The sequence below is a fragment of the Streptomyces lavendofoliae genome, from assembly GCF_014649735.1.
Lineage (GTDB): Bacteria > Actinomycetota > Actinomycetes > Streptomycetales > Streptomycetaceae > Streptomyces > Streptomyces lavendofoliae.
The window spans coordinates 556,285-578,440 of record NZ_BMTP01000001.1 but is presented as its reverse complement, the minus strand read 5'-3'; the positions used below and the strand labels follow the sequence as shown (position 1 = coordinate 578,440).

Annotated in this window: 19 protein-coding genes; 12 read left to right on the top strand and 7 right to left on the bottom strand. The window is 73.4% G+C overall.

The annotated features are described in order from the left end of the window. The first annotated feature begins 38 nt into the window (after positions 1 to 38). Together IE109_RS02580 and IE109_RS02575 are read left to right on the top strand one after the other, a co-directional pair. Entirely contained in the window at positions 39 to 2,111 is a 2,073-nt protein-coding gene (locus IE109_RS02580; RefSeq protein WP_189548740.1) for a penicillin acylase family protein, read from the top strand. After that, positions 2,098 to 2,664, top strand: coding sequence for a GNAT family N-acetyltransferase (locus tag IE109_RS02575; RefSeq protein ID WP_189548739.1), 567 nt, complete (start codon positions 2,098 to 2,100; stop codon positions 2,662 to 2,664). Before IE109_RS02580 ends, IE109_RS02575 begins: the two co-directional genes overlap by 14 nt. 81 nt (positions 2,665 to 2,745) lie before the next feature. Here the strand turns inward: IE109_RS02575 and IE109_RS02570 are convergent, their stop codons facing one another. Next, the gene (locus IE109_RS02570) at positions 2,746 to 3,831 is read right to left on the bottom strand and encodes an amidohydrolase family protein (protein WP_189548738.1); all 1,086 of its coding nucleotides are present in this window, start codon (positions 3,829 to 3,831) and stop codon (positions 2,746 to 2,748) included. Positions 3,832 to 3,908: 77 nt separating this feature from the next. On the opposite strand from IE109_RS02570, the gene IE109_RS02565 reads away from it, so the two are divergent. Continuing rightward, positions 3,909 to 5,012: a pyridoxal-phosphate-dependent aminotransferase family protein gene (locus tag IE109_RS02565; RefSeq protein ID WP_189548737.1), complete on the top strand. Its 1,104-nt coding sequence runs from the start codon at positions 3,909 to 3,911 to the stop codon at positions 5,010 to 5,012. Positions 5,013 to 5,051: 39 nt separating this feature from the next. Here the strand turns inward: IE109_RS02565 and IE109_RS02560 are convergent, their stop codons facing one another. Then, the gene (locus IE109_RS02560) at positions 5,052 to 6,056 is read right to left on the bottom strand and encodes a LysR family transcriptional regulator (RefSeq protein WP_189548736.1); all 1,005 of its coding nucleotides are present in this window, start codon (positions 6,054 to 6,056) and stop codon (positions 5,052 to 5,054) included. Between the two features lie 563 nt (positions 6,057 to 6,619). Between IE109_RS02560 and ectA the strand changes: the two genes are divergently transcribed. The 4 genes from ectA (at position 6,620) to thpD (ending at position 9,918) form a co-directional block, all read left to right on the top strand. Further along, positions 6,620 to 7,165, top strand: a complete 546-nt coding sequence (gene ectA / locus IE109_RS02555; protein WP_189548735.1) for a diaminobutyrate acetyltransferase — start codon at positions 6,620 to 6,622, stop codon at positions 7,163 to 7,165. Positions 7,166 to 7,331: 166 nt separating this feature from the next. After that, positions 7,332 to 8,600 (top strand): diaminobutyrate--2-oxoglutarate transaminase, encoded by a 1,269-nt coding sequence (gene ectB, locus IE109_RS02550; protein ID WP_189548734.1) that lies wholly within the window; start codon positions 7,332 to 7,334, stop codon positions 8,598 to 8,600. 31 nt (positions 8,601 to 8,631) lie between these two features. Further along, on the top strand, positions 8,632 to 9,030 hold the full coding sequence (locus IE109_RS02545; protein WP_189548733.1) for an ectoine synthase: 399 nt from the start codon (positions 8,632 to 8,634) through the stop codon (positions 9,028 to 9,030). A 3-nt stretch (positions 9,031 to 9,033) separates the two neighbouring features. Beyond that, the gene (thpD, locus tag IE109_RS02540) at positions 9,034 to 9,918 is read left to right on the top strand and encodes an ectoine hydroxylase (RefSeq protein WP_189548732.1); all 885 of its coding nucleotides are present in this window, start codon (positions 9,034 to 9,036) and stop codon (positions 9,916 to 9,918) included. A gap of 164 nt (positions 9,919 to 10,082) precedes the next feature. Here thpD and IE109_RS02535 read toward each other — a convergent pair whose 3' ends face one another. After that, the gene (locus tag IE109_RS02535) at positions 10,083 to 11,633 is read right to left on the bottom strand and encodes a glycoside hydrolase family 53 protein (protein ID WP_189548731.1); all 1,551 of its coding nucleotides are present in this window, start codon (positions 11,631 to 11,633) and stop codon (positions 10,083 to 10,085) included. An 80-nt stretch (positions 11,634 to 11,713) separates the two neighbouring features. Then, complete coding sequence (locus IE109_RS02530) at positions 11,714 to 13,735, bottom strand: beta-galactosidase (protein ID WP_189548730.1); 2,022 nt, start codon at positions 13,733 to 13,735, stop codon at positions 11,714 to 11,716. Between the two features lie 214 nt (positions 13,736 to 13,949). On the opposite strand from IE109_RS02530, the gene IE109_RS02525 reads away from it, so the two are divergent. The 4 genes from IE109_RS02525 (at position 13,950) to IE109_RS02510 (ending at position 18,293) form a co-directional block, all read left to right on the top strand. Further along, positions 13,950 to 15,275 (top strand): ABC transporter substrate-binding protein, encoded by a 1,326-nt coding sequence (locus IE109_RS02525; RefSeq protein WP_189548729.1) that lies wholly within the window; start codon positions 13,950 to 13,952, stop codon positions 15,273 to 15,275. Positions 15,276 to 15,409: 134 nt separating this feature from the next. Next, complete coding sequence (locus IE109_RS02520; RefSeq protein WP_189548849.1) at positions 15,410 to 16,303, top strand: carbohydrate ABC transporter permease; 894 nt, start codon at positions 15,410 to 15,412, stop codon at positions 16,301 to 16,303. Continuing rightward, complete coding sequence (locus IE109_RS02515) at positions 16,300 to 17,226, top strand: carbohydrate ABC transporter permease (RefSeq protein WP_189548728.1); 927 nt, start codon at positions 16,300 to 16,302, stop codon at positions 17,224 to 17,226. Before IE109_RS02520 ends, IE109_RS02515 begins: the two co-directional genes overlap by 4 nt. 23 nt (positions 17,227 to 17,249) lie before the next feature. Beyond that, on the top strand, positions 17,250 to 18,293 hold the full coding sequence (locus IE109_RS02510; protein WP_189548727.1) for a LacI family DNA-binding transcriptional regulator: 1,044 nt from the start codon (positions 17,250 to 17,252) through the stop codon (positions 18,291 to 18,293). 7 nt (positions 18,294 to 18,300) lie between these two features. On the opposite strand, the gene IE109_RS02505 is transcribed toward IE109_RS02510, so the two are convergent. Further along, positions 18,301 to 19,383 carry an alkene reductase gene (locus IE109_RS02505; RefSeq protein ID WP_189548726.1) on the bottom strand — a complete coding sequence of 361 codons (1,083 nt, stop codon included), beginning with the start codon at positions 19,381 to 19,383 and terminating at the stop codon, positions 18,301 to 18,303. A gap of 122 nt (positions 19,384 to 19,505) precedes the next feature. Between IE109_RS02505 and IE109_RS02500 the strand changes: the two genes are divergently transcribed. Beyond that, on the top strand, positions 19,506 to 20,120 hold the full coding sequence (locus tag IE109_RS02500) for a MarR family winged helix-turn-helix transcriptional regulator (protein WP_189548725.1): 615 nt from the start codon (positions 19,506 to 19,508) through the stop codon (positions 20,118 to 20,120). Here IE109_RS02500 and IE109_RS02495 read toward each other — a convergent pair. Both IE109_RS02495 and IE109_RS02490 read right to left on the bottom strand, forming a co-directional pair. Next, positions 20,072 to 21,115 carry an aminotransferase class V-fold PLP-dependent enzyme gene (locus IE109_RS02495; protein WP_189548724.1) on the bottom strand — a complete coding sequence of 348 codons (1,044 nt, stop codon included), beginning with the start codon at positions 21,113 to 21,115 and terminating at the stop codon, positions 20,072 to 20,074. The two genes, IE109_RS02500 and IE109_RS02495, sit on opposite strands and share 49 nt — an antisense overlap. 69 nt (positions 21,116 to 21,184) lie before the next feature. Further along, a complete protein-coding gene (locus tag IE109_RS02490) occupies positions 21,185 to 21,883 on the bottom strand; it encodes a DsbA family oxidoreductase (protein WP_189548723.1) in 699 nt (232 codons plus the stop codon). Positions 21,884 to 22,156: the final 273 nt, after the last annotated feature.

Genomic DNA, 22,156 nt, shown 5'->3' with positions numbered 1-22,156 from the left:
AAGTTAGGCCAGCCTAACCTAAAGAGATCGGGACAAGAGTGAGCATCGAGGTCTACCGGGACACCTGGGGCATCCCGCATCTCCGCGCCGCCGACACGCACGAACTCAGCCACGCCCAGGGCCGCACCACCGCCCTGGACCGGGCCTGGCAGCTGGAGGTCGAGCGGCACCGCGCCCAGGGCACGACCGCCGCCTTCCTCGGCCCCGAGGCCCTCGACTGGGACGTCTTCGCCCGGCGCGCCCGGCTGGCCGACACCGCCCGCCGCTGCTTCGACGCGCTCGACGAGCCCACCCGTGCCTGGGTGCGCGCCTACGTGGACGGGGTCAACGCCGGGCTCGCGGCGGGCGCCCGCCGCTCCCCCGAGTTCGCCGCCACCGGGCTGGCCCCCGGGCGGTGGGAGCCGTGGACCCCGCTCGCCGTCTGGCTCTCGACGCACATCCTCTTCGCCGGCTTCCCCACCAAGCTGTGGCGCGACCACGTCGCCCGCCGGCTCGGCGAGGAGTACGCCGAACTGTTCGCCACGGACGCCCCCGGCACCGCCGGAAGCAACGGCTGGCTGGTGACCGGTGACCGCACCGCGACCGGGGCCGCGCTCATCGCGGGCGATCCGCACCGGTTCATCGAGTCCCCCGGCGTGTACCAGCAGATCCGGCTGGCCTGCCCCGAGTACGACGTCGTCGGGCTCGCCGTCCCCGGCGTACCCGGCCTGGCCCACTTCGGCCACACCGGCACCGTCGCCTGGGCCATCACCAACGCCATGGCCGACTACCAGGACCTCTACCGGGAGCGGCTGCGGCGCACCGGGGACGGCGGGATCGAGGCGCTGGGCCCGGAGGGCTGGGCGTCCGCCCGCGCGCACACCGAGACCATCGAGGTGAAGGGTGCCGAGCCGGTCACCGTCGAGGTCGTCGAGACCGCGCGCGGACCGGTGGTCATCGACGGTCCGGACGACGTGATCAGCCTGCGGTACCCGCCCCGGGTCACGCACCGGCTGGGCTTCGCCACCCTGCCCGCGCTGCTCGCCGCCCGCACCGTCGAGGACGTCGACCGGGCCTTCGACCCCTGGGTGGAGCCGGTCAACGTCGTCCAGGCCGCCGACACCGCGGGCGGTACCCTCCACCGGGTCGCCGGCCACGTCCCGCTGCGCCGCCACGACAACCGGCTGCGGGTCGTCCCCGCCTGGGAGCCGGGCCACGAGTGGCACGGCGCCCACGAGCCGATGCCCCACGAGCCGATGCCCCGCGAACCGGTCGACGGCGTGGCCGTGATGGCGAACGCGCGCGGGATCGCGAGCCCCCTGGGCGTGGAGTTCGCCCCACCGCACCGGGCCCGGCGCATCGCCCACCTGCTGGACGGACGCGAGGACTGGACCGGCCCCGGCATGGCGGCCGTCCACACGGACACCCATCTGGCCTCGGCACGGCCCCTGCTGACCCTCGTGGCCGGCCTGGCCGACCTCAGCCCGAAGGCCCGCGAGCTGCGCGACCGCCTGCTGTGCTGGAACCGCCGTATGACGGCCGACAGCATGGACGCGGCCGTCTTCGCGGCCGTACGCGGCGCGGTCGTACGCCGCCTGGCCGCGCACCCCGCGCTCGCCGTGCTGGCCGAACCGCCCGCGTACCCGGCGCTGTTCCAGCCGTGGCTGGCGCTGGTCCCGCGCGTGGCGTACGCCCTGGAGACGCTCCTCACGGGCGGTCCGGTGCCGGAGGCCGACCGGTCGGCCGCGGTCCACGCCGCCGTGGAGGAGGTCGCCGCGGCCCCTCCGGCTGAGCCCTGGGGCGCCACGCACCGCCTCGCGCCCTGGGCCGCGCTCCCCGACCCCGCCGACGCGTGGCCGGGTCTGGACGGCGACCACGACTGCGTGCTGTCGGCCTCCAGCGTCCCGGGGGTCACGGACCTCGCCGCCCGCGGCCCGGCCGCCCGCTACGTCTGGGACCTGGCGCGGCGCGAGGACAGCCTGTGGGTGGTGCCCTTCGGCGCCTCGGGCGTCCCCGGCGACCCGCACCGACGCGACCAGCTTCCCCTGTGGCTACGGGGCGATCTGGCCCCCGTCGTCACCGACTGGAACCAGCTCACCGAGGAGCACGAGGAACACCATGACCACGACTGAGTACGTGTACGAGCAGGCCGTCGACGGCTTCGGGACGGTCCGTCTCGCCCGCGTCGACCCGGGGCGCGACGCGGAACTGCTGCACGGCTGGGTCGGCGAGGAGCGCGCCCGGTTCTGGGGCATGCGGGAGACGACCGTCGAGGACGTGCGCGAGGTCTACGCCCATCTCGACTCGCTCACCACGCACCACGCGTTCCTGGTGTACCGCGACGACGTGCCGGTCGCGCTCTTCCAGACGTACGAGCCGGAAGCCGACCGGGTCGGCGAGTGCTACGACGTCCGCCCGGGCGACATCGGTGTCCACCTGCTGATCGCGCCCACGAACGCGCCCGAGCGCGGCTTCTCGACGCACCTGGTGTCGGCGCTCGTCTCGTACGCGCTGGAGGGCCACGAGCGGATCGTCGCCGAGCCGGACGCCGCGAACGGCAAGGCGATCGCCCTGCTGGAACGCAGCGGCTTCGAGGCGGGCCCCGAGGTGGTGCTGCCAGAGGTCGTGCTGCCCGAGGTCCACATCGCCGAGAAGCGCGCCCGCCTGCTGTTCCTCACCCGCTGAGCGGCCGGTGACCGGTGCTCACCCGGTGAGCGGCGGACGGCCGGTGCGGGGGCCGGGCGGCGGTCGGGGCCGGCGCGCCCGTCATCCGACGACGCGGCCGGCGAGGACCACCCGCCGGGGTGCGGCGAGGACGCGGACGTCCGCGCGCGGATCCTCGTCGTAGACCACCAGGTCGGCCGGGGCGCCCTCCTCCAGGGCGGGCCGTCCCAGCCAGGCCCTGGCCCCCCAGGACGTCGCCGACAGCGCCTCCAGCGGCGGGATCCCGGCCTTGACCAGCTCGGCGACCTCGGAGGCCACCAGACCGTGCGCCAGGGAGCCGCCCGCGTCGGTGCCGACGAAGACCGGGACGCCCGCGTCGTACGCGGCGCGCACGGTGTCGTACCGGCGCTCGTGCAGCCGCCGCATGTGGCCGGCCCAGCGGGGGAACTTGGCCTCTCCCCCGTCCGCCAGCCTCGGGAACGTGGCGATGTTGACGAGCGTCGGCACGATGGCGACGCCGCGCTCGGCGAACAGCGGGATGGTGTCCTCGGTCAGGCCCGTGGCGTGCTCGACGCAGTCGATCCCGGCCTCGACGAGGTCCCGCAGCGACTCCTCGGCGAAGCAGTGGGCGGTGACGCGCGCGCCCAGCCGGTGCGCCTCGGCGATCGCCGCCTCGGCCTCGGCGCGCGGCCAGCAGGCGCCCAGGTCGCCCTTCTCGCGGTCCAGCCAGTCGCCGACCAGCTTGACCCAGCCGTCACCCCGCCGCGCCTCCCGGCCGACGTACGCGACGAGGTCGGCGGGCTCGATCTCATGGGCGTAGTTGCGGATGTAGCGGCGGGTGCGGGCGATGTGCCGGCCGGCCCGGATGATCTTCGGCAGGTCGTCGCGGTCGTCGATCCAGCGGGTGTCCGCCGGGGACCCGGCGTCCCGGATCAGCAGGGTGCCCGCGTCCCGGTCGGTGAGGGCCTGCTTCTCGCTGGTGGCCTCGTCCACGGCGCCGTGGGCGTCGAGGCCCACGTGGCAGTGCGCGTCGACCAGGCCGGGCAGCGCCCAGCCGCGTACCGTCCTGACGTCCCCGGCGTGCGCCGGCCGGTCGTAGGTGACCCGCCCGTCGACCACCCACAGTTCGTCCCGTACGTCCTCGGGGCCCGCCAGCACCCGCCCCGTCACATGCAGCACCACGCTCATGTGCAGCACTCTACGAGGGCGCAAGTACGCTCGGCGGAGCAGTCCGTACGTGAACGCACCGGAAGAGAGCTCCCCCCGTGACGCACCCCCTCCTCGACCTGCCTCCGCTGACCGCCGACCGCTTCGCGGCCATCGAGCGGCGGGTGGCCGCGCTGCTGGACACCGAGCAGGACGTGGTGATCGCCCAGGGCGAGGCGCTGCTGCCGCTGGAGGGGTGCATCCGCAGCGGCGCGCGGCCCGGCTCGACGGCGCTGAACGTGGTGACCGGTCCGTACGGGCAGACCTTCGGCGACTGGCTGCGCGACTGCGGCACCACCGTGGTGGACCTGGAGGTGCCGTTCCACACGGCGGTGACCGCCGGGGAGATCGCCGGGGCGCTGGAGCGGAACCCGGAGATCGACTTCGTGTCGCTGGTGCACGCGGAGGCCGCGACCGGCAACACCAACCCGGTCGCGGAGATCGGCGAGGTGGTCCGGGCGCACGGCGCGCTGTTCCACCTGGACGCGGTGGCGTCGATCGGCGCCGAGCCGGTGCGGCCGGACGCCTGGGGCGTGGACCTGTGCGTCATCGGCGCGCAGAAGGCGATGGGCGGCCCGGCGGGTGTGTCGGCCGTGTCGGTCAGCACGCGCGCGTGGGAGCGGTTCGCGGCCAACCCGGCGGCGCCGCGCCGCTCGTACCTCTCCCTGCTGGACTGGAAGGAGCGCTGGATCGACGGTGGTCGCAAGGCGCTGCCGCACGCCCCGGCCCAGCTGGAGATGCTGGCGCTGGAGGCGTGCCTGGAGCGCATCGAGGCGGAGGGCCTGGACGTGCTGATGGCCCGTCACGCGTCGGCCGCGGCGGCCACCCGCGCGGGGGTGCTCGCGCTCGGGGGCGGGCTGGAGCCGTACGTGTACGACGCGAAGGACGCCGCCCCGGTGGCCACGACGCTGCGGACGCCCGCCGGGGTGGACGCCTCCGGGCTGGTGGCCGCCGCCCTGGCCGCGGACCCCTCGCTGCCCCTGGCGGCGGGCGGCGGGGCGCTGGCCAAGGAGATGGTGCGGGTGAACCACTACGGCACGGACGCGGACCGGGAGGTCGTGGAGTCCTCGGTGGCGGCGCTCGGTACGGCCCTCGGCCGGCTGACCGGCGCGGCGGTGGACGTGGCGGGCGCGCGCCGGGCGGTCACCGAAGCCTGGGCGTGACCGCCACGGGGGGCGCGACCGGCCGGGGGGCGTGACCGGTCAGCCCGGGGTGGGCGTGACCGCTCCGGGATATGGGCCCACGCACGCGGCGGCCGGTACGGGCGCGGGCGTCGTCGCGGACGCCGGTGGGAGCGCGGGCGCCGGGGCGGCGGGGCCGTGCGGGGCGGCCCCGGTGGCGGCCAGCGCGTCGAGCAGCGCCTGTACCGCCGGGGTGGGCGGGCGCCCGGCCGGGACGGCGAGAAGGACCGGGACGGTGAGGCCGGGCAGGGCCCGGAACGTGATCCGGCCGGTCGGTGGGAGCGGTCCTGCCGGGTGGAACACCGTCCAGGACGGGTCCGGGTGGGCGGCCAGCTCGGTGAGCGCGTCCCGGAGGGTGGTGAACGACGGGCCGGGAGTCCGGTCGGGGAGCGCGGCGGTCACCAGGTCGTGGAAGTCGGGGTCGGCGGCGCGCGGGGGGAGCCGCAGGGGCAGCCGGGCCAGCCGGTCGAGGCTGGGCGGCTCGTCGCCGGCGAGGCCGAGCACCGCCGCGTGGGCCGCCGGCAGGGCGGCGACCAGCGCGTCCGTCCACAGCGGGTGCAGGACCACCCCTTCGGCGTGCCGCACGCCGCGTACGAGGGCGGCGTCGAAGGTTCCGGAGCGCACGGCCGCGAGGCGGGCGTCCTGGGGCGCCCGCTCCAGCCGGACGCGCAGTCCGGGGCGGCGGGCGGCCAGCGTGTCGAGGGCGCGGTAGACACGGTCGGCGAAGGACCTGGAGGTGCCGAGCCGGACGAGTCCTTCGGTCCCGGCGGTGATGCCCGCCGCGGTGTCCCGGAGCCGGGCGGCGGCGGCGAGCGCGGCGCGGGCCTCGGGCAGCAGTCGCTCGCCCGCGGCCGTGAGGCGCAGGTGCCGGGGGGAGCGGTCGAAGAGCCGCAGGCCCAATTCCGTCTCCAGCAGGGCGAGTTGCCGGCTCACCGCCGCCCGGGCGATGTGCAGCCGCTCGGCGGCCCGGCCGAAGCCGAGCTCCTCGGCGACCGCCACGAAGCACTCCAGCTGTCGCAGCTCCACTCCTGACCCCCACCCATCACCGTTGATGATCACTGTGGTCGTCAACCGCTTCCCGGCCGGCTCTTCTTCCCGGCATCTACTTGTCTTCCGGCGTGCGCGCGGCGTCGAAACACAGGTACGGGCGAGAGGACCGGAACGACTCATCAGGTGGCGCGGCGGAGGGCGGCACGGCGCGCGGCGCGGCGGGCGGCGCCGGTGGGGCCGGCCCGCGCGGGATCATATGACGTCGACTTCACTTGAATGGGGAATTCGTGTTGATACCCGGATACCCACGGGTGTTATATAGGGGGTGACTTCCCGCGTTCTCCTGCCCCGTTTCAGCGAGGCTAAACGCAAAGATTCCATAAGGGCGGCGCGGTCAATTCGAGCGCCCGCCAGGCCGGTTACCGACGTGTGATCGACTCCACATCACGCCCGTTTTGCCAGGACATGTCCGGGCAAATAACGGCCTCCTGCGGACTCTCCCCCGTTGCACTCGCGCCCGCGCGATAACACAGGTCAGTGCCTCGCCCAACCCCATACGGCGATGCAATTTCAGAAATTGCTGGGTAAGTTCAATCCGCATGACCGCCGCACAAGCCGACCTTGCAGGTGCCCGAAACGAATTCCACCGACCGGCCGCACCGGCCATCGGTATCGACGCCCCACGAGTGGAGGACGGAGCCGCGATATGGCGCATAGCCCGCGACTCCGAGGTGCTGGACCTCAACTCCTCGTACAGCTATCTCCTGTGGTGCCGTGACTTCGCCGGCACGTCCCTGGTGGCGCGGGGCGCCGACGGGGAGCCCATCGCCTTCGTCACGGGGTACGTCAGGCCGCAGCGGCCGCGGACCCTCGTCGTCTGGCAGGTCGCCGTGGACAAGGCGCACCGCGGCCGGGGGCTGGCCGGTGTGCTGCTGGACGCGCTGACCGCGCGCGTGGCCGGACAGGGCGTCGACACCGTGGAGACGACCGTCACACCGGACAACACGGCGTCCGACCGGCTCTTCACGTCGTACGCGGAGCGCCGGGGCGCGTCCCTGGAGCGCGAGGTGCTGTTCGACGGGGGGCTGTTCCCGGAGGGGAGCCACGAGCCCGAGGTGCTCTACCGCATCGGCCCGATCACCTGACGACCCGGCGCGGAACCCGACACCCGGCGCGGAACCGGAAACACCCGCGCCGAACGCCCTCCCGGCCCCCGTCGGACCCCCGCCCGCCCCGCGCCGCGCCGCCCCTCCCGCCCGCCCGCCGCCCGACACGTACGACCGAGACACCCCCACGAGGAGACGAACCGCTGTGACCATCACCCCGCCCGCCCTGAGCGTCTTCGAGACCCTGGAGTCGGAGGTGCGCAGCTACTGCCGCGGTTGGCCCGCCGTCTTCGACCGCGCCCAGGGTGCCCGCCTCACCGACGAGGACGGCCACACCTACCTCGACTTCTTCGCCGGCGCCGGTTCCCTCAACTACGGGCACAACAACCCCGTGCTGAAACGCGCGCTGCTCGACTACATCGAGCGGGACGGCATCACCCACGGCCTCGACATGGCCACGACGGCCAAGCGCGCGTTCCTGGAGTCGTTCCAGAACGTGGTCCTCCGGCCGCGCGACCTGCCGTACAAGGTGATGTTCCCCGGCCCGACCGGCACCAACGCCGTGGAGGCCGCGCTGAAGCTGGCGCGCAAGGTGAAGGGGCGCGAGTCGATCGTGTCGTTCACCAACGCCTTCCACGGCATGTCGCTGGGCTCGCTCGCCGTCACCGGCAACGCGTTCAAGCGCGCCGGGGCGGGCATCCCGCTGGTGCACGGCACGCCGATGCCGTTCGACAACTACCTCGACGGCCGGGTGCCGGACTTCCTGTGGTTCGAGCGCCTCCTGGAGGACCAGGGCTCCGGGCTGAACAAGCCGGCCGCCGTGATCGTCGAGACCGTGCAGGGCGAGGGCGGCATCAACGTCGCCCGGCCCGAGTGGCTGCGGGCCCTGCGGGAGCTGTGCGACCGGCAGGACATGCTGCTGATCGTCGACGACATCCAGATGGGCTGCGGCCGCACGGGGGCCTTCTTCTCCTTCGAGGAGGCGGGCATCACCCCCGACATCGTGACCCTGTCCAAGTCCATCAGCGGCTACGGCCTGCCGATGTCGCTGTGCCTGTTCATGCCGGAGCTGGACGTGTGGGGTCCCGGCGAGCACAACGGCACCTTCCGGGGCAACAACCCGGCGTTCGTCACCGCCACCGCCGCGCTCGACACCTACTGGGCCGACGGCCAGATGGAGAAGCAGACCATCGCGCGCGGCGAGCAGGTCGAACAGGCGCTGCTGGCCATCTGCGACGAGAACTCCGCCTACGGCGCCCACTTCCGGGGCCGTGGCCTGGTCTGGGGCATGGAGTTCACCGACAAGGCGCGCGCCTCCGCCGTCTGCGCCCGCGCCTTCGAACTGGGCCTGCTGGTCGAGACCTCGGGCCCGCGGAGCGAGGTCGTCAAGCTGCTGCCGCCGCTGACCATCACGCCCGACGAGCTCGACGAGGGGCTGCGGACCCTGGCCCGCGCGGTCCGCGAGACCGCCTGACCCCCACCCGTACGAAGGAAGGTGCACCACCGTGATCGTCCGATCGTTGAAGGACATCGAGAACACCGAGCGCCATGTCAAGGCGGCCTCGGGTACCTGGGAGTCCAAGCGCATCGTGCTCGCCAAGGAGAAGGTCGGCTTCTCGCTGCACGAGACCGTGCTGTACGCCGGGACCGAGACGTCCATGTGGTACGCCAACCACATCGAGGCCGTGCTGTGCGTCGAGGGCGAGGCCGAGCTGACCGACGACGAGACGGGTGAGACCCACTGGATCGAGCCCGGCACGATGTACCTGCTCGACGGCCACGAGCGCCACACCCTGCGCCCGAAGACCGACTTCCGGTGCGTGTGCGTGTTCAACCCTCCCGTCACCGGGCGGGAGGACCACGACGAGAACGGTGTCTACCCGCTGCTCACGGAGGAGGACTGAACCATGACGGCGACGAGCACGAGCACGACCACGCAGGACCTGTACCCCACCCGAGGCGCGTCCGAGGTGGTCACGCCCCGGCGCGACCCGGTCGTGTGGGGGCCGCTCACCCCGGAGCTGGAGTCGTTCGAGCGTGACGGCTTCCTCGCCGTCGACCAGCTGATCACCGAGGAGGAGGTCGCCGTCTACCGCGCCGAGCTCGACCGGCTCGTCGGCGACCCGGCGATCCGGGCCGACGAGCGCTCGATCGTCGAGCCGAAGTCCCAGGACGTGCGGTCGGTCTTCGAGGTGCACCGGATCAGCGAGGTCTTCGCACGGCTGGTGCGCGACGAGCGCGTGGTGGGCCGGGCGCGCGAGATCCTCGGCTCGGACGTGTACGTCCACCAGTCGCGGATCAACGTGAAGCCGGGCTTCGGCGCCTCGGGCTTCTACTGGCACTCGGACTTCGAGACCTGGCACGCGGAGGACGGGCTGCCGCGCATGCGGACCGTGTCCGTGTCGATCGCGCTGACCGAGAACCTCGACACCAACGGCGGCCTGATGATCATGCCGGGGTCGCACCGGACGTTCCTGGGCTGCGCGGGCGAGACGCCGAAGGACAACTACAAGAAGTCGCTCCAGATGCAGGACGCGGGCACCCCGTCGGACGAGGCGCTCACCCGGTTCGCGGACGCCCACGGCATCCGGCTGTTCACCGGCCGGGCGGGTTCGGCCACCTGGTTCGACTGCAACGCCATGCACGGCTCGGGCGACAACATCACGCCGTTCCCGCGCAGCAACGTCTTCATCGTGTTCAACAGCGTGGAGAACACGGCGGTGGAGCCGTTCGCGGCCCCGGTCCGGCGCCCGGAGTTCATCGGGGCCCGGGACTTCACGCCGGTGCGGTGACGCGCCGGACGCACATGCGGAGGGGCGGGACCCGGGTGGGGTCCCGCCCCTCGCGGCTCGGTGGGCGAGGCGGCTCAGCTGGGCGCCGGGGCTCAGCGGTGGGCGAGGCGGCTCAGCGGCTGGCACCGGGGCTCAGCGGTGGGCGCCGGGGCTCAGCGGCCGGCTCAGCGGTGGCGGAACCAGTTCGCCGCCGGCAGCAGCCTGCCGTCGTAGTCGAACAGGGCCTGGTTCTCCCAGGCGTTGCCCGACGCCGGGTCGGCCGGGTCCCAGCCGCTGCCGGTGACGGCCGTCCAGGCGGGCTCCCAGTAGACGACGCCGAGGCCCCGGCCGCCCGGCACCGCCTCCACGACGTTCATCACGTCCCGCAGGTTCGCGGCCTGGCCCGCCGGGGTGGCCGGGTAGCCGGGCGCGAGGATGTCCGCGGTGGCGACGTTGTTCTCCAGGAAGTCGTCGTCGGCCAGCGTGTGCGCGTACGCCGTCTCCGCGACCAGCACCGGCTTGCCGTAACGGGCGGCGACGTCGTCGAGGTTGGCCTGGAGACCGGACAGCGGGCCGTGCCAGTAGCCGTAGTACGACAGGGCGATGACGTCGAAGGGCACCTTGTACGCCACGGCCTGGTCGAACCACCAGCGGGTGCCCTCGTTGTCGCCGCCCTTCGCGAGGTGCAGGGCCACCTGCGTGGCCGGTGAGACGGCCTTGGCGGCGTTCGCGCCGGACGTCAGCAGGCCGGCCAGCTGCGGCCAGTTCGACGTGCGGCCCTCCTCCCAGAGCATGCCGCCGTTGAGCTCGTTGCCGATCTGCACCATGTCGGCGGTCGTGCCCTGCGCCTTGAGCGCGCCGAGGACGTCGTGGGTGTGGTCGTACACGTCCTTCCTCAACTGCTCGTACGTGTGCGAGGACCAGGCCGCGGGCTTGTACTGCTTGCCCGGGTCGGCCCAGGTGTCCGAGTAGTGGAAGTCCACCAGGACCTTCATGCCCTGGGCCTTGGCGCGCTTGGCCATGGCGAGCACCTTGGCCTTGTTGTTGTAGCCGTCGGCGGGGTTCACCCAGACCTTCAGGCGGACGTAGTTCATACCGGCGGACTTCAGGACGGTCATCGCGTCGCCGCTCGTGCCGTTCGCGTACCGGTAGGCCGCCCCGTGGGCCTCGTTCTTGGGGAGCGTGGACAGGTCGCCGCCCTTGACCGCGAGGCCCGTGGTGCCCCGGGTGAAGGTGATGTCGTCGAAGTTGGCCCACTCTCCCGCGTGCGCGTCCGAGTTGAGGCTGACGGTGCACTGGCCGCCGGTCACCTTGACGGAGGTGACGATCCGGATCCAGGCGCCGTTCGCGGTGGGCGGCAGGTCGGTGCGCTGCTCGGCCCCGCCGCAGTTGCGCAGGGCGATGTACGCCGCGTTCTGCCCTCCGCTGGAGCGGACGCGGGCGCTGAGCGTGTACGTGCCGTCGGTGAGTCCGCTGAGGTACTGGTAGGTCTCCACCGCGTACGCGGAGGACGACCAGTGGGAGAGCCTGGTGGTGCCGCTCGCCCCGCCGGCCTCGGTGAACGAGGCGCTGTTCCGGCCGGTGGCCGAGTAGGTGGACCAGCCGGTGGCGCCGCTCTCGAAACCGGCATTGGTGAGCGTGGCCGCGGCGGTGGCCGTGGTCGCGGGCAGCCCGGCGAGGACCAGGCCCGCGGCGGCGGTGACGGCGGCGGCGGCCGTTCTGGTGGTGCCGTACATGTCGTGTCCCTTCGACGATGTGCGTGGCGGTGGTGCGGGGTGTGACGGTGGTGCGGGGTGAGGCGGTGAGGCGGTGAGGGTCAGGCGAGCCGGACGACGCGGACCGCGCCGGCCGGGACGGCGAGGTGACCGGTGACGGCCTCGCCGCCGAACAGCTCCGTGCCGGGACCGTCCAGCGGCACCTTGGCGTCGGCGGAGGTGTGGTTGAGGGCGAACAGGTAGGTACCGCCCTCGCCGGTGCGCCGCACCACCTCCACGTCGCGGGGCAGCTCGGAGCGCGCTGCGATGCCGGCGTCCTCGCAGGCCGCGCCGATGATCGCGTCCAGGGCGGGCGGGGCGAGCCGGGTGGAGACGTACCACGCGGTGCCCTCGCCGAGGCGGTGGCGGGTGACGGCGGGGCGCCCCGCGGCGGGGCCGTCGGCGTAGGTCCACACCGTTTCGGCGCCGCGCGGGACGACGAACTCGGTCCAGACGTCGCCGGTCAGCGCCCGGTCCCCGGCCCGTTCGGTGAGGCGTACCGTCTCGCCCTCGCCCAGCGGCGACCACTCCTCCACGGTGAGCCCGAGGACGTCCCGCAGCGCGCCGGGGTGGGCGCCGGGGTGGACGGCGTCGTGCTCGTCGACGATGCCGGAGAAGTACGACACCACGAGGGTGCCGCCGTTCTCGACGTAGGAGCGCAGGTTGCGTCCCGCCGCCTCGGTGGTGAGGTACAGGGCGGGGACGACGACCAGCGGATGGGCGGACAGGTCGGCCTCGGGGTGGGCGAAGTCGACGGTCAGGTGCCGGTCCCAGAGGGTCTCGTAGAAGCTGTCGGCGCGCTCACGGGCGTCGAGGTCCTCGCTGGGGCGCCACTCCAGGCTCTGCGCCCACCAGGAGTGCCAGTCCCAGACCATGGCGGCGTCGGCGACGGTCCGCGTGCCGCGCAGCCCGGCCAGCGCGCCGAGGTCGGCGCCGAGTGCGACGACCTCGCGCCAGACGCGGGAGTCGGTGCCGGCGTGGGGCACCATCGCGGAGTGGAACTTCTCGGCGCCGCGCCGGGACTGGCGCCACTGGAAGAACATGGCGCCCTCGGAGCCGCGCGCGACGTGGGCGAGGGAGTTGCGGGCCATCTCGCCGGGGCGCTTGGCGGGGTTGCGGGGCTGCCAGTTGACGCCGCTGGTGGAGTGCTCCAGCAGCAGCCAGGGGGCGCCGCCGGCGACGGAACGGGTGAGGTCGGCGGCCATGGCGAGGTTCACCTGGGTGCGGCGGCCGTCGGTGATCAGGTAGTGGTCGTTGGTGACGAGGTCGACCTCGCGGCCCCAGGCCCAGTAGTCGACGCTGTCGCACTGGCTGAGGGCGGTCATGAAGTTGGTGGTGACCGGTACGCCGGGGGCCAGGCGGTGCAGGATGTCCCGTTCGCGGACGAAGTTGTCGCGCATGGTGGCGTCGGCGAAGCGCCGGTAGTCCAGCTGCTGGGCCGGGTTGCCGACGGTGGGCGTGACGCGGGGCGGGTCGATCTGGTCGTACGCGGTGTAGTGCTGGCCCCAGAAGGCGGTGCCCCAGGCGTCGTTGACCGCGCCGACGGAGCCGTAGCGGGCGTCGAGCCAGTGGCGGAAGCGGTCGGCGCAGGTGTCGCAGTAGCAGGCGCTGACGGGGACGCCGTACTCGTTGTGGACGTGCCAGAGCGCGAGGGCGGGGTGGGAGCCGTAGCGGTGGGCGAGGCGCTCGGTGATGTCCGCCGCGGCGGCGTGGTACGCCGGTGAGCTGTGGCAGATGGCGCCGCGGGAGCCGAAGGCGTACCGGGTGCCCTCGCGGGTGACGGGCAGCGCCTCGGGGTGCGCGCGGTAGAACCAGGCGGGCGGGGCGACGGTGGGCGTGCCGAGGTCGGCGCGGATGCCGTGCTCGTGGAGCAGGTCCAGGAGCCGGTCGAGCCAGCCGAAGTCGTGGACGCCGGGCTCGGGTTCCAGCCTGGCCCAGGAGAAGATGCCGACGCTGACCATGGTCACGCCCGCCTCGCGCATCAGCCGGACGTCCTCCTGCCAGACGCTTTCCGGCCACTGTTCGGGGTTGTAGTCCCCGCCGTAGGCGAGCCGGTGCAGGCCGGTGGGAGTGGTCTCCGGCATGGGGTTTCTCCTGATTCCTGAGGGAGGCTTCCGACGGCGCGGCCATCAAGTGGGAACGTGCACACACAGACTGCGCCGCCGGAACGCAACATAACCGCACAGCATCAACCATTGACAAGTGTCTGGGATGTTTCTCTACTGTGAACGCTCACAGAAGCATGGCAGGCCTCCCACCACGGCGGAGGCCGCCCCCCTCGGTCAGGGAGAAGCCCCCATGCCGCACGCGCTGCGCCGCCGCATTTCCGCCATCGCCACCGCCACCGCCGTCGTCCTCGGCGCCTCCGCCCTCACCGGGTGCGGGACGTCCGGCGACGGCGGGGAGGCCGCGTCCGGCCCCGTCTCACTGACGTACTGGGCGTGGGCGCCCGGTATGGACAAGGTCGCCGCCCTGTGGAACGACAAGCACGGCAAGGAGGCGGGCATCACGGTCACCGTGAAGAAGCAGGCCTCCGGCGACGACCTGGTCACGAAGATCATCACGGCGGCCAAGGCGCACCAGGCCCCCGACCTCGTCCAGGCCGAGTACCAGGCGCTGCCTACGCTGGTCAGCAACGACGCCCTGGCGGACATCTCCGCGGAGGCCGGCGACGCCCGGAAGGCGTTCGCCCCGGGCGTCTGGCAGCAGGTCACGCTGGGCACCGACGCGGTGTACGCGCTGCCCCAGGACTCCGGGCCGATGATGTTCTACTACCGCGCCGACCTGTTCACCCAGTACGGGCTGAAGGTCCCCACCACCTGGGACGAGTTCGCCGCGACCGCCCGCGCGCTCAAGAAGAAGGCCCCGGACAAGGCCCTGACGACCTTCTCCGCCAACGACTCCGGCCTGTTCGCCGGGCTCGCCCAGCAGGCGGGCGCCAGGTGGTGGACGACCGAGGGAGAGAAGTGGAAGGTCGGCATCGACGACGCGGCCACCAGGAAGGTCGCCGATTTCTGGGGCGGCCTGGTCGCGGAGGGCGCCGTCGACAACCAGCCGATGTACACCCCGGCCTGGAACAAGGCGCTCAACACCGGCAAGCAGATCGCCTGGGTGAGCGCGGTGTGGGCCCCCGGCACCCTCACCACCGCCGCGCCCGCCACCAAGGGCAAGTGGGCGATGGCCCCGCTCCCCCAGTGGACCAACGGCACCAACTCCACCGGCAGCTGGGGCGGCTCCACCACCGCCGTCACCACCGACTCCACGCACAAGGCCGCCGCGGTGAGGTTCGCCACCTGGCTGAACACCGACCCGGAGGCGCTGGCCGCGCTGGTGAGGGAGAGCGGTGTGTACCCCGCCGCCATCGCCGCCCAGTCCGGTGGCGCGCTCGCCCAGCCGCCCGCGTTCTTCGCCAACCAGCCGGACTTCTACACCCGCGCCGCCGCGATAGCCAGGACCACCGCGCCCGCCGCCTGGGGGCCGAACGTCAACGTCGCGTACACCGCCTTCAAGGACGAGTTCGGCAAGGCCGCCAAGGCGAAGTCGGGCTTCGGCACCGCGCTCACGGCGATGCGGAACGCCACGGTCGCGGACCTGAAGAAGCAGGGCTTCGAGGTCGCCCCGTGACGGACACCCGCCGCACCTCGCCCGGCGTGGCGGACGCGCCCCGGCACGGCGCCGGGGACGCGCCCGGCCCGGGCGGCGCACCCCGCACGACCACCGCGCGCGTCCACGCCTCGCCCGGTGCCGCGCGGCGACGGGTGCGGAACGCGCCCTATCTGTTCCTCCTCCCGGCCGGGCTCCTGTTCGCCGTCTTCTTCGCCCTGCCCATCGGCTACGCGGTCTGGCTGAGCCTGCACCGGATCGAGGTCAAGGGCCTCGGCCTGGGCCGGGGCGCCCGCCAGGAGGTGTGGGCGGGCCTGGCCAACTACACCGCCGCGCTCACCGACTCCGAGCTCGCCCGCGGCGCGCTGCGCATCCTCGGGTACGGCGCGATCGTCGTGCCGGTGATGCTGGGGCTGGCGCTGCTGTTCGCGCTGCTGCTGGACACCGAGCGGGTCCGGGCGCGGTCCTTCTCGCGGCTGGCGATCTTCCTCCCGTACGCCGTCCCGGGCGTGGTCGCGGCGATGCTGTGGGGGTTCCTGTACCTGCCGGACGTCAGCCCGTTCCACTACGCGCTCGACGCCGTCGGGCTGCCGCGGCCCGACCTGCTGGACGGCGGGCCGCTGTTCCTGGCGCTGGCGAACATCGCCGTGTGGGGCGGTACCGGCTTCAACATGATCGTCATCTACACGTCGCTGCGGTCCATCCCGGCGGAGGTGTACGAGGCGGCGAAGCTGGACGGGGCCACCCCGCTCCAGATCGCGCTGCGCATCAAGATCCCGATGGTGGCGCCGTCGCTGGTGCTGACCTTCTTCTTCTCGATCATCGCGACGCTCCAGGTCTTCAGCGAGCCGACCACCCTGCGTCCGCTGACCAACGGCATCCCGACCACCTGGAGCCCGCTGATGAAGGTGTACAACGACGCCTTCGTCGGCGGGAACGTCCACGCGGCGTCGGCGACCGCCGTCGTCCTCGCCGTCGCGACCTTCGTGCTGTCGTTCGGCCTTCTGCGGGCCTCCAACTCCGGAAGGAAGCAGGGACGGACCCGATGACCGACCTCACCGCTCCCCCGACGCGCAAGGCCGCCCCGGCGGCCGGCACCACACCGGGCACCTCGCAGGGCCCGCCGTCCGTCCGGCCCCGCCCCGGCCGGATCGCCCCGCTGCCCACGGCCGCCCTGCTGCTCGGGGCGCTGTACTGCCTGCTGCCGGTCGCCTGGGTGCTCGTGGCGTCCACCAAGTCCGGCACGGAGCTGTTCTCCACGTTCACGTTCCTGCCGGGCAGCGGCCTCGGCGACAACCTGGCCGACCTCGGCGCCTACCGCGAGGGGGTCTACTGGCGGTGGATGGCCAACTCCGCCTTCTACGCGGGCTTCGGCGCCGTCCTGTCCACGGCGGTGTCGGCGGTCTCCGGCTACGCGCTGGCGGTCTACCGCTTCCGCGGGCGGGAAGCCGTCTTCAACGTCCTGCTGACGGGTGTGCTGATGCCGCCGGTCATCCTCGCCATCCCGCAGTACCTGCTGGTGGCGAAGGCCGGGATGGCCGACACGTACCTGTCCGTGCTGCTGCCGCTGGTCCTGTCCCCGTACGGCGTCTACCTCGGCCGGATCTACGCGGCGGCCGCCATCCCCATGGAGCTGGTGGAGGCGGGCCGGATGGACGGGGCGGGCGAGTGGCGGATCTTCCTGCGGATCGCGGTCCCGATGATGTCGCCGGGTCTCGTCACGATCTTCCTCTTCCAGTTCGTGGCGATCTGGAACAACTTCCTGCTCCCCTACATCATGCTCGGTGACGACGAGAAGTTCCCGATGACGGTGGGGCTCTACACCCTGCTCGCGCAGGGGGCGGCGACCCCGGCGCTCTACACGCTGGTGATCACCGGTGCCATGCTGGCGGTCGTCCCGCTCATCGCCCTCTTCCTGGTCATCCAGCGGTTCTGGAGCCTGGACCTGCTGTCCGGGGCCGTAAAGTCCTGATGACACCGAGGGGAACGCCAAGCATGAGCCGCAGCAGCACGAGCCGCAGCGCGGAGGGCCGCCGCCGTCCGCCGACCATCCACGACGTGGCCCGGGAGGCCGGGGTGTCCCGCGGCACGGTCTCGCGAGTCCTCAACGGCGGGCACTACGTCAGCCCCGCCGCCCAGGACGCCGTCAACGCGGCGATCCGCAAGACGGGGTACGTCGTGAACCGGCACGCCCGCTCGCTGATCACCGGCAAGTCGGACTCGGTGGCGTTCCTGCTGACCGAGCCGCAGGAGCGGTTCTTCGAGGACCCCAACTTCAACGTGCTGCTGCGGGGCTGCACCCAGGCGCTGGCCGACCGGGACATCCCGCTGCTGCTGATGATCGCGGGCACGGCCGACGAGCGGCGGCGCAATCTGCGGTACATCGAGGCGGGTCACGTCGACGGGGTGCTGCTGGTGTCCAGCCACTCCGGCGACCCGGTGGTGACGCAGCTGCGCCGGGCGGGCGTCCCGCTGGTGGCGTGCGGCAAACCGCTCGGCCAGACGTCGAAGGTCAGTTACGTCGCCGCCGACGACCGGGACGGCGCGCGGGAGATGGTGCGGTACCTGTACGCGTCGGGGCGCCGCCGCATCGCCACGGTGACCGGCCCCGCGGACACCCCGGGCGGGGTCGAGCGGCTCGCGGGGTACCGCGAGACGCTGGCCGAGTGCGGGCTGCCCGCCGACGAGGCGCTGATCGTGCCGGGCGACTACAGCCGGGCGAGCGGTGAGGCGGCGGCGGGGCTGCTGCTGGAGCGGGCACCGGACGTGGACGCGGTGTTCGTGGCGTCCGACCTGATGGCGCAGGGCGTGCTCGACACCCTGGCGCGGGCCGGGCGGCGGGTGCCGGAGGACGTGGCGGTGGGCGGCTTCGACGACTCGCCGGCGGCGGTGTCGTCCCGGCCGCCGCTCACCACGATCCGCCAGCCGTGGGACCGGATCAGCGCCGAGATGGTGCGGGTGCTGCTGGCCCGGATAGGCGGGGAGGAGGCCGCCGCGGTCATCCTCCCCACCGAGCTGGTGCGCCGGGAATCGGCGTGAGCCCGCGCTACCGTACGGCCAGGGCGGGGTAGTCCGTGTAGCCGCGGTGGTCACCGCCGTAGAAGGTGGCCGTGTCCGGTGTGTTGTAGGGGCCGTTGGCCCGGAGCCGGGCCGGCAGGTCGGGGTTGGCCAGGAACAGGGCGCCGAACGCCACGAGGTCGGCCGTGCCGTTCTCGACGAGCGCCAGGTCCTCGGCGCTGGTGGGCCCCTCGGTCGCGGGGTTGAGCACCAGGGTGCCGGAGAAGAGCTTGCGCAGGGCCAGGGTGAGTTCGCGGGTGGCCGGGGAGCTCTCCAGGACGTGCAGGTAGGCGAGGCCGAGCGGTTCGAGGGCCGTCACCAGCGCGGTGTACGCCTCCTCCGGCTCGGGCTCGTCGATGTCGTTGTAGCCGTTGCCGGGGGAGATCCGCAGGCCGGTGCGCTCCGGCCCGATCTCGGCGGCGACCGCCGTGACGACCTCGACGGCGAAGCGGACGCGGTTCTCCACGGAGCCGCCCCAGGCGTCGGTGCGCCGGTTGGTGCCGGGGGCGAGGAACTGGTGGATCAGGTAGCCGTTGGCGCCGTGCAGCTCGACGCCGTCGAAGCCGGCGGCCACGGCGTTGCGGGCGGCGGCCACGAAGTCCGCGATCGTCTCCCGCACCTCGGCGTCGGTGAGCTCGCGCGGGGTGACGAAGTCCTTGGGGCCCTCGGCCGTGTAGACCTGTCCCTCGGCGGCCACGGCGGACGGGGCGACGGGGTGGAGGCCGCCGGGCTGGTCGGCGAGCAGGTCGGGGTGGCCGATGCGGCCCGCGTGCATGAGCTGGGCGAAGATCCGGCCGCCCGCGGCGTGCACGGCGTCGGTGACCCGGCGCCAGGCGGCGGTCTGCTCCGCGCTGTGCAGTCCGGGGGTGTCGGGGTAGCCCTGGCCGGCCGGCGAGGGCTGGATGCCCTCGGTGATGATCAGACCGGCCGAGGCGCGCTGGGCGTAGTACTCGGCGGTGAGGACGGTCGGCACGCGCCCGGCGCCGGCACGGCTGCGGGTCATCGGGGCCATGACGATGCGGTTGGCGAGGGGCGTGCCGGACAGGTCGATGGGGTCGAAAGCGGTGGTCATCGGAGGCTCCCAAGACAATGTGTGGTCGGCCAAGTATTTCTGCCTGACGTCACTGTAGCGCATTCATTGGCCGACCAAGGTAAAATCGGCGGCATCGACCGACAGTCCCGCGAGGAGCCCCGATGACCGGCCCGCAACACCCCGAGGAGGGCGCCGAGCGCGCCGCCTGTACCGACGCGCCGCCCTCGGCGGCGCAGTGCGGCCCGCTGAGCCACGCCCTGTCGCGGGTGGCCCGGCTGCACCGCATCGCCGCGGGCCGGTTCCTCAAGGAGGCCGGCATCTACCCCGGCCAGGAGTTCGTGATGATGCACCTCTGGGACGCCGGCCCGGTGCGCCAGTCGGAGCTGATCAAGGTCCTGGACCTCGACCCGTCCACGGTCACCAAGATGCTCCAGCGCCTGGAGCAGACCGGCCACGTGCGCCGCTCCCCCGACCCCGCCGACCGGCGCGCCGTGCTGGTGGAGGCGACGGCCGCCAGCTGCACACTGCACGCGCAGGTGACCGGGGCCTGGAGCCGGCTGGAGGAGCTGACCCTCGCCGGGCTCGACGCGCCCGAGCGCGCCGAGCTGTCCCGGCTCCTGGGCAAGGTCGAGGCGAACCTGTGCAAGGGCACGCCGGGGTGCCCCGACACGCCGCCGCCGGCCCGGGACGGCACGGCCGGCGCGGCCCGGGGCGGCATGTCCGGGGATCAGGACAGCGCGTCCAGCGCCCGGTCCACGTCGGCGGCCGAGTTGTAGAGGTGGAAGGCGGCCCGGAGGTTGCCGGCCCGCGCGGAGACGACGACGCCCGCCTCCGCCAGTTCCGGCCGCCGCGCCCCCAGCCCCGGCACGCCGACGACGGCCGAGGTGCCGGGCACCGGCGAGTGGCCGAGGCGGACCAGGCCCTCCCGGAAGCGGGCGGCGAGCGCCGTCGCGTGGGCGTGCACGGCGTCCACGCCGATCTCGCCGAGCAGGGCCAGCGACTGCTCGGCCCCGTGGTACGACAGGAAGGCGGGCGGCTCGTCGAACCGGCGGGCCGTGTCGGCGAGCCGGGCGGCCGGGCCGTAGGGGTCGTCCAGGTCGGCCGCCGCGAACCAGCCCGCGTGGATGGGCACCAGCGACTCCTGGGCCTCCTCGGTCACGGTCAGGAACGACGCGCCCCTGGGGCACATCAGGAACTTGAACCCGGCCGTCACCGTGTAGTCGTACGCCCCCGCGTCCAGCGGCAGCCACCCCGCCGACTGGGTCGCGTCGAGGAGCGTACGCGCGCCGTGCGCGGCCGCCGCCTCCCGTACCGCCGCCAGGTCCGCCACCCGGCCGTCCGCCGACTGGACGGACGAGAAGGCGACCAGCGCCGTGCCGGGCCGCACCGCGTCCGCGAGGTCCTCCAGCGGCACGAACCGCGCCTTGAGGTCGCCACGCACCGTGAACGGCGTGATCAGCGACCCGAAGTCGCCCTCCACGAAGAGGACTTCAGCCCCTGGCGGCAGCGAGTGGGCGACCAGGCCGACGTGGACGGCGACCGAACCGCCCACCGCGACCCGGTCGGGGCTCACGCCCGCCACCCGCGCGAACCCGCGCCGCGCGCCGTCCACCGCCTCGAAGCTGCCGGATCCGCCCGCCGTCCCGGCGGCCACCGCCTCCGCCAGCGCGGTCACCGCGGCCACGGTCCTGCGGGGCAGCAGCCCGCAGCGGGAAGTGTCCAGATACGTCCGTGCGGGCGCGAACTCGCCGCCACCGAGAGAGGTTTCCATTCCCCCACCCTGGTCCGGGCGCCGCGCCGGGTCAATCGCCTTCGTCCGGCGCGGCCCGGTCCGGCGGGTTCACACCTCGCAGGTGCCGTCCACGTCGCAGGCCGCCGCGCCGGCGCCGGCCGGCTGGATCGCCCGGCCCTGCCAGGCCCGCTCCAGCGCCTGGGTGAAGACCTCGGCGGGCTGGCCGCCCGAGACGCCGTAGCGCCGGTCGAGGACGAAGAACGGCACGCCCGTGGCACCCAGCCCGGCCGCCTCGCGCTCGTCGGCCCGTACGTCCTCGGCGTAGGCGTCCTCGTCGGCCAGCACGCGGCGCACCTCGTCCTCCGGCAGCCCGGCCTCCTCGCCGAGCCGGGCCAGGACCCCGGGGTCGAAGACGGACCTCTCCTCGGCGAAGTTGGCCCGGTAGGCGAGGTCCAGCAGCGCGTCCTGCCGGCCGTGCGCCCTGGCCAGGTGCAGCAGCCGGTGGATGTCGAAGGTGCTGCCGTGGTCCCGTCCCTCGGTGCGGTACTCCAGCCCCTCGGCGCGCGCGTTGGAGGCCACGTGCTCCTCCATGGCGCGCGCCTCCTCGCGGGTGCGCCCGTACTTCTTCGCCAGCATGTCGATCACCGGAGCGGTGTCGCCCTTGGCCCGGCCCGGGTCCAGCTCGAAGGAGCGGTGCACCACTTCGACCTCGTCGCGGTGGGCGAAGGCCGCGAGCCCCTTCTCGAAGCGCGCCTTCCCGATGTAGCACCACGGGCAGGCGATGTCGCTCCAGATCTCGACGCGCATGTCTTCGTTCTCTCCAGGTCGTGAGGCGCGGCCGGGCCGCGCGGAGGCCGCCTCCGCTCACGGCCTCAACCGCTCGGCGCGCCGGTTCATTCCCCCCCCCCCGTTGGTCTGCCGTCGGTGAACACCACCCCGAGCGGGCGCAACGGTCATGACCGTCCAGTCGCATGACGAGCGTCCGGGTCGTGCGGCGGGCGCAGGGCGCCGGCGTCCGGGGTCGAGCGCCAACCGCTGTACCGATGTTCCCCGGGCCAGGAGCCCGGGTCCGGAGCCCGG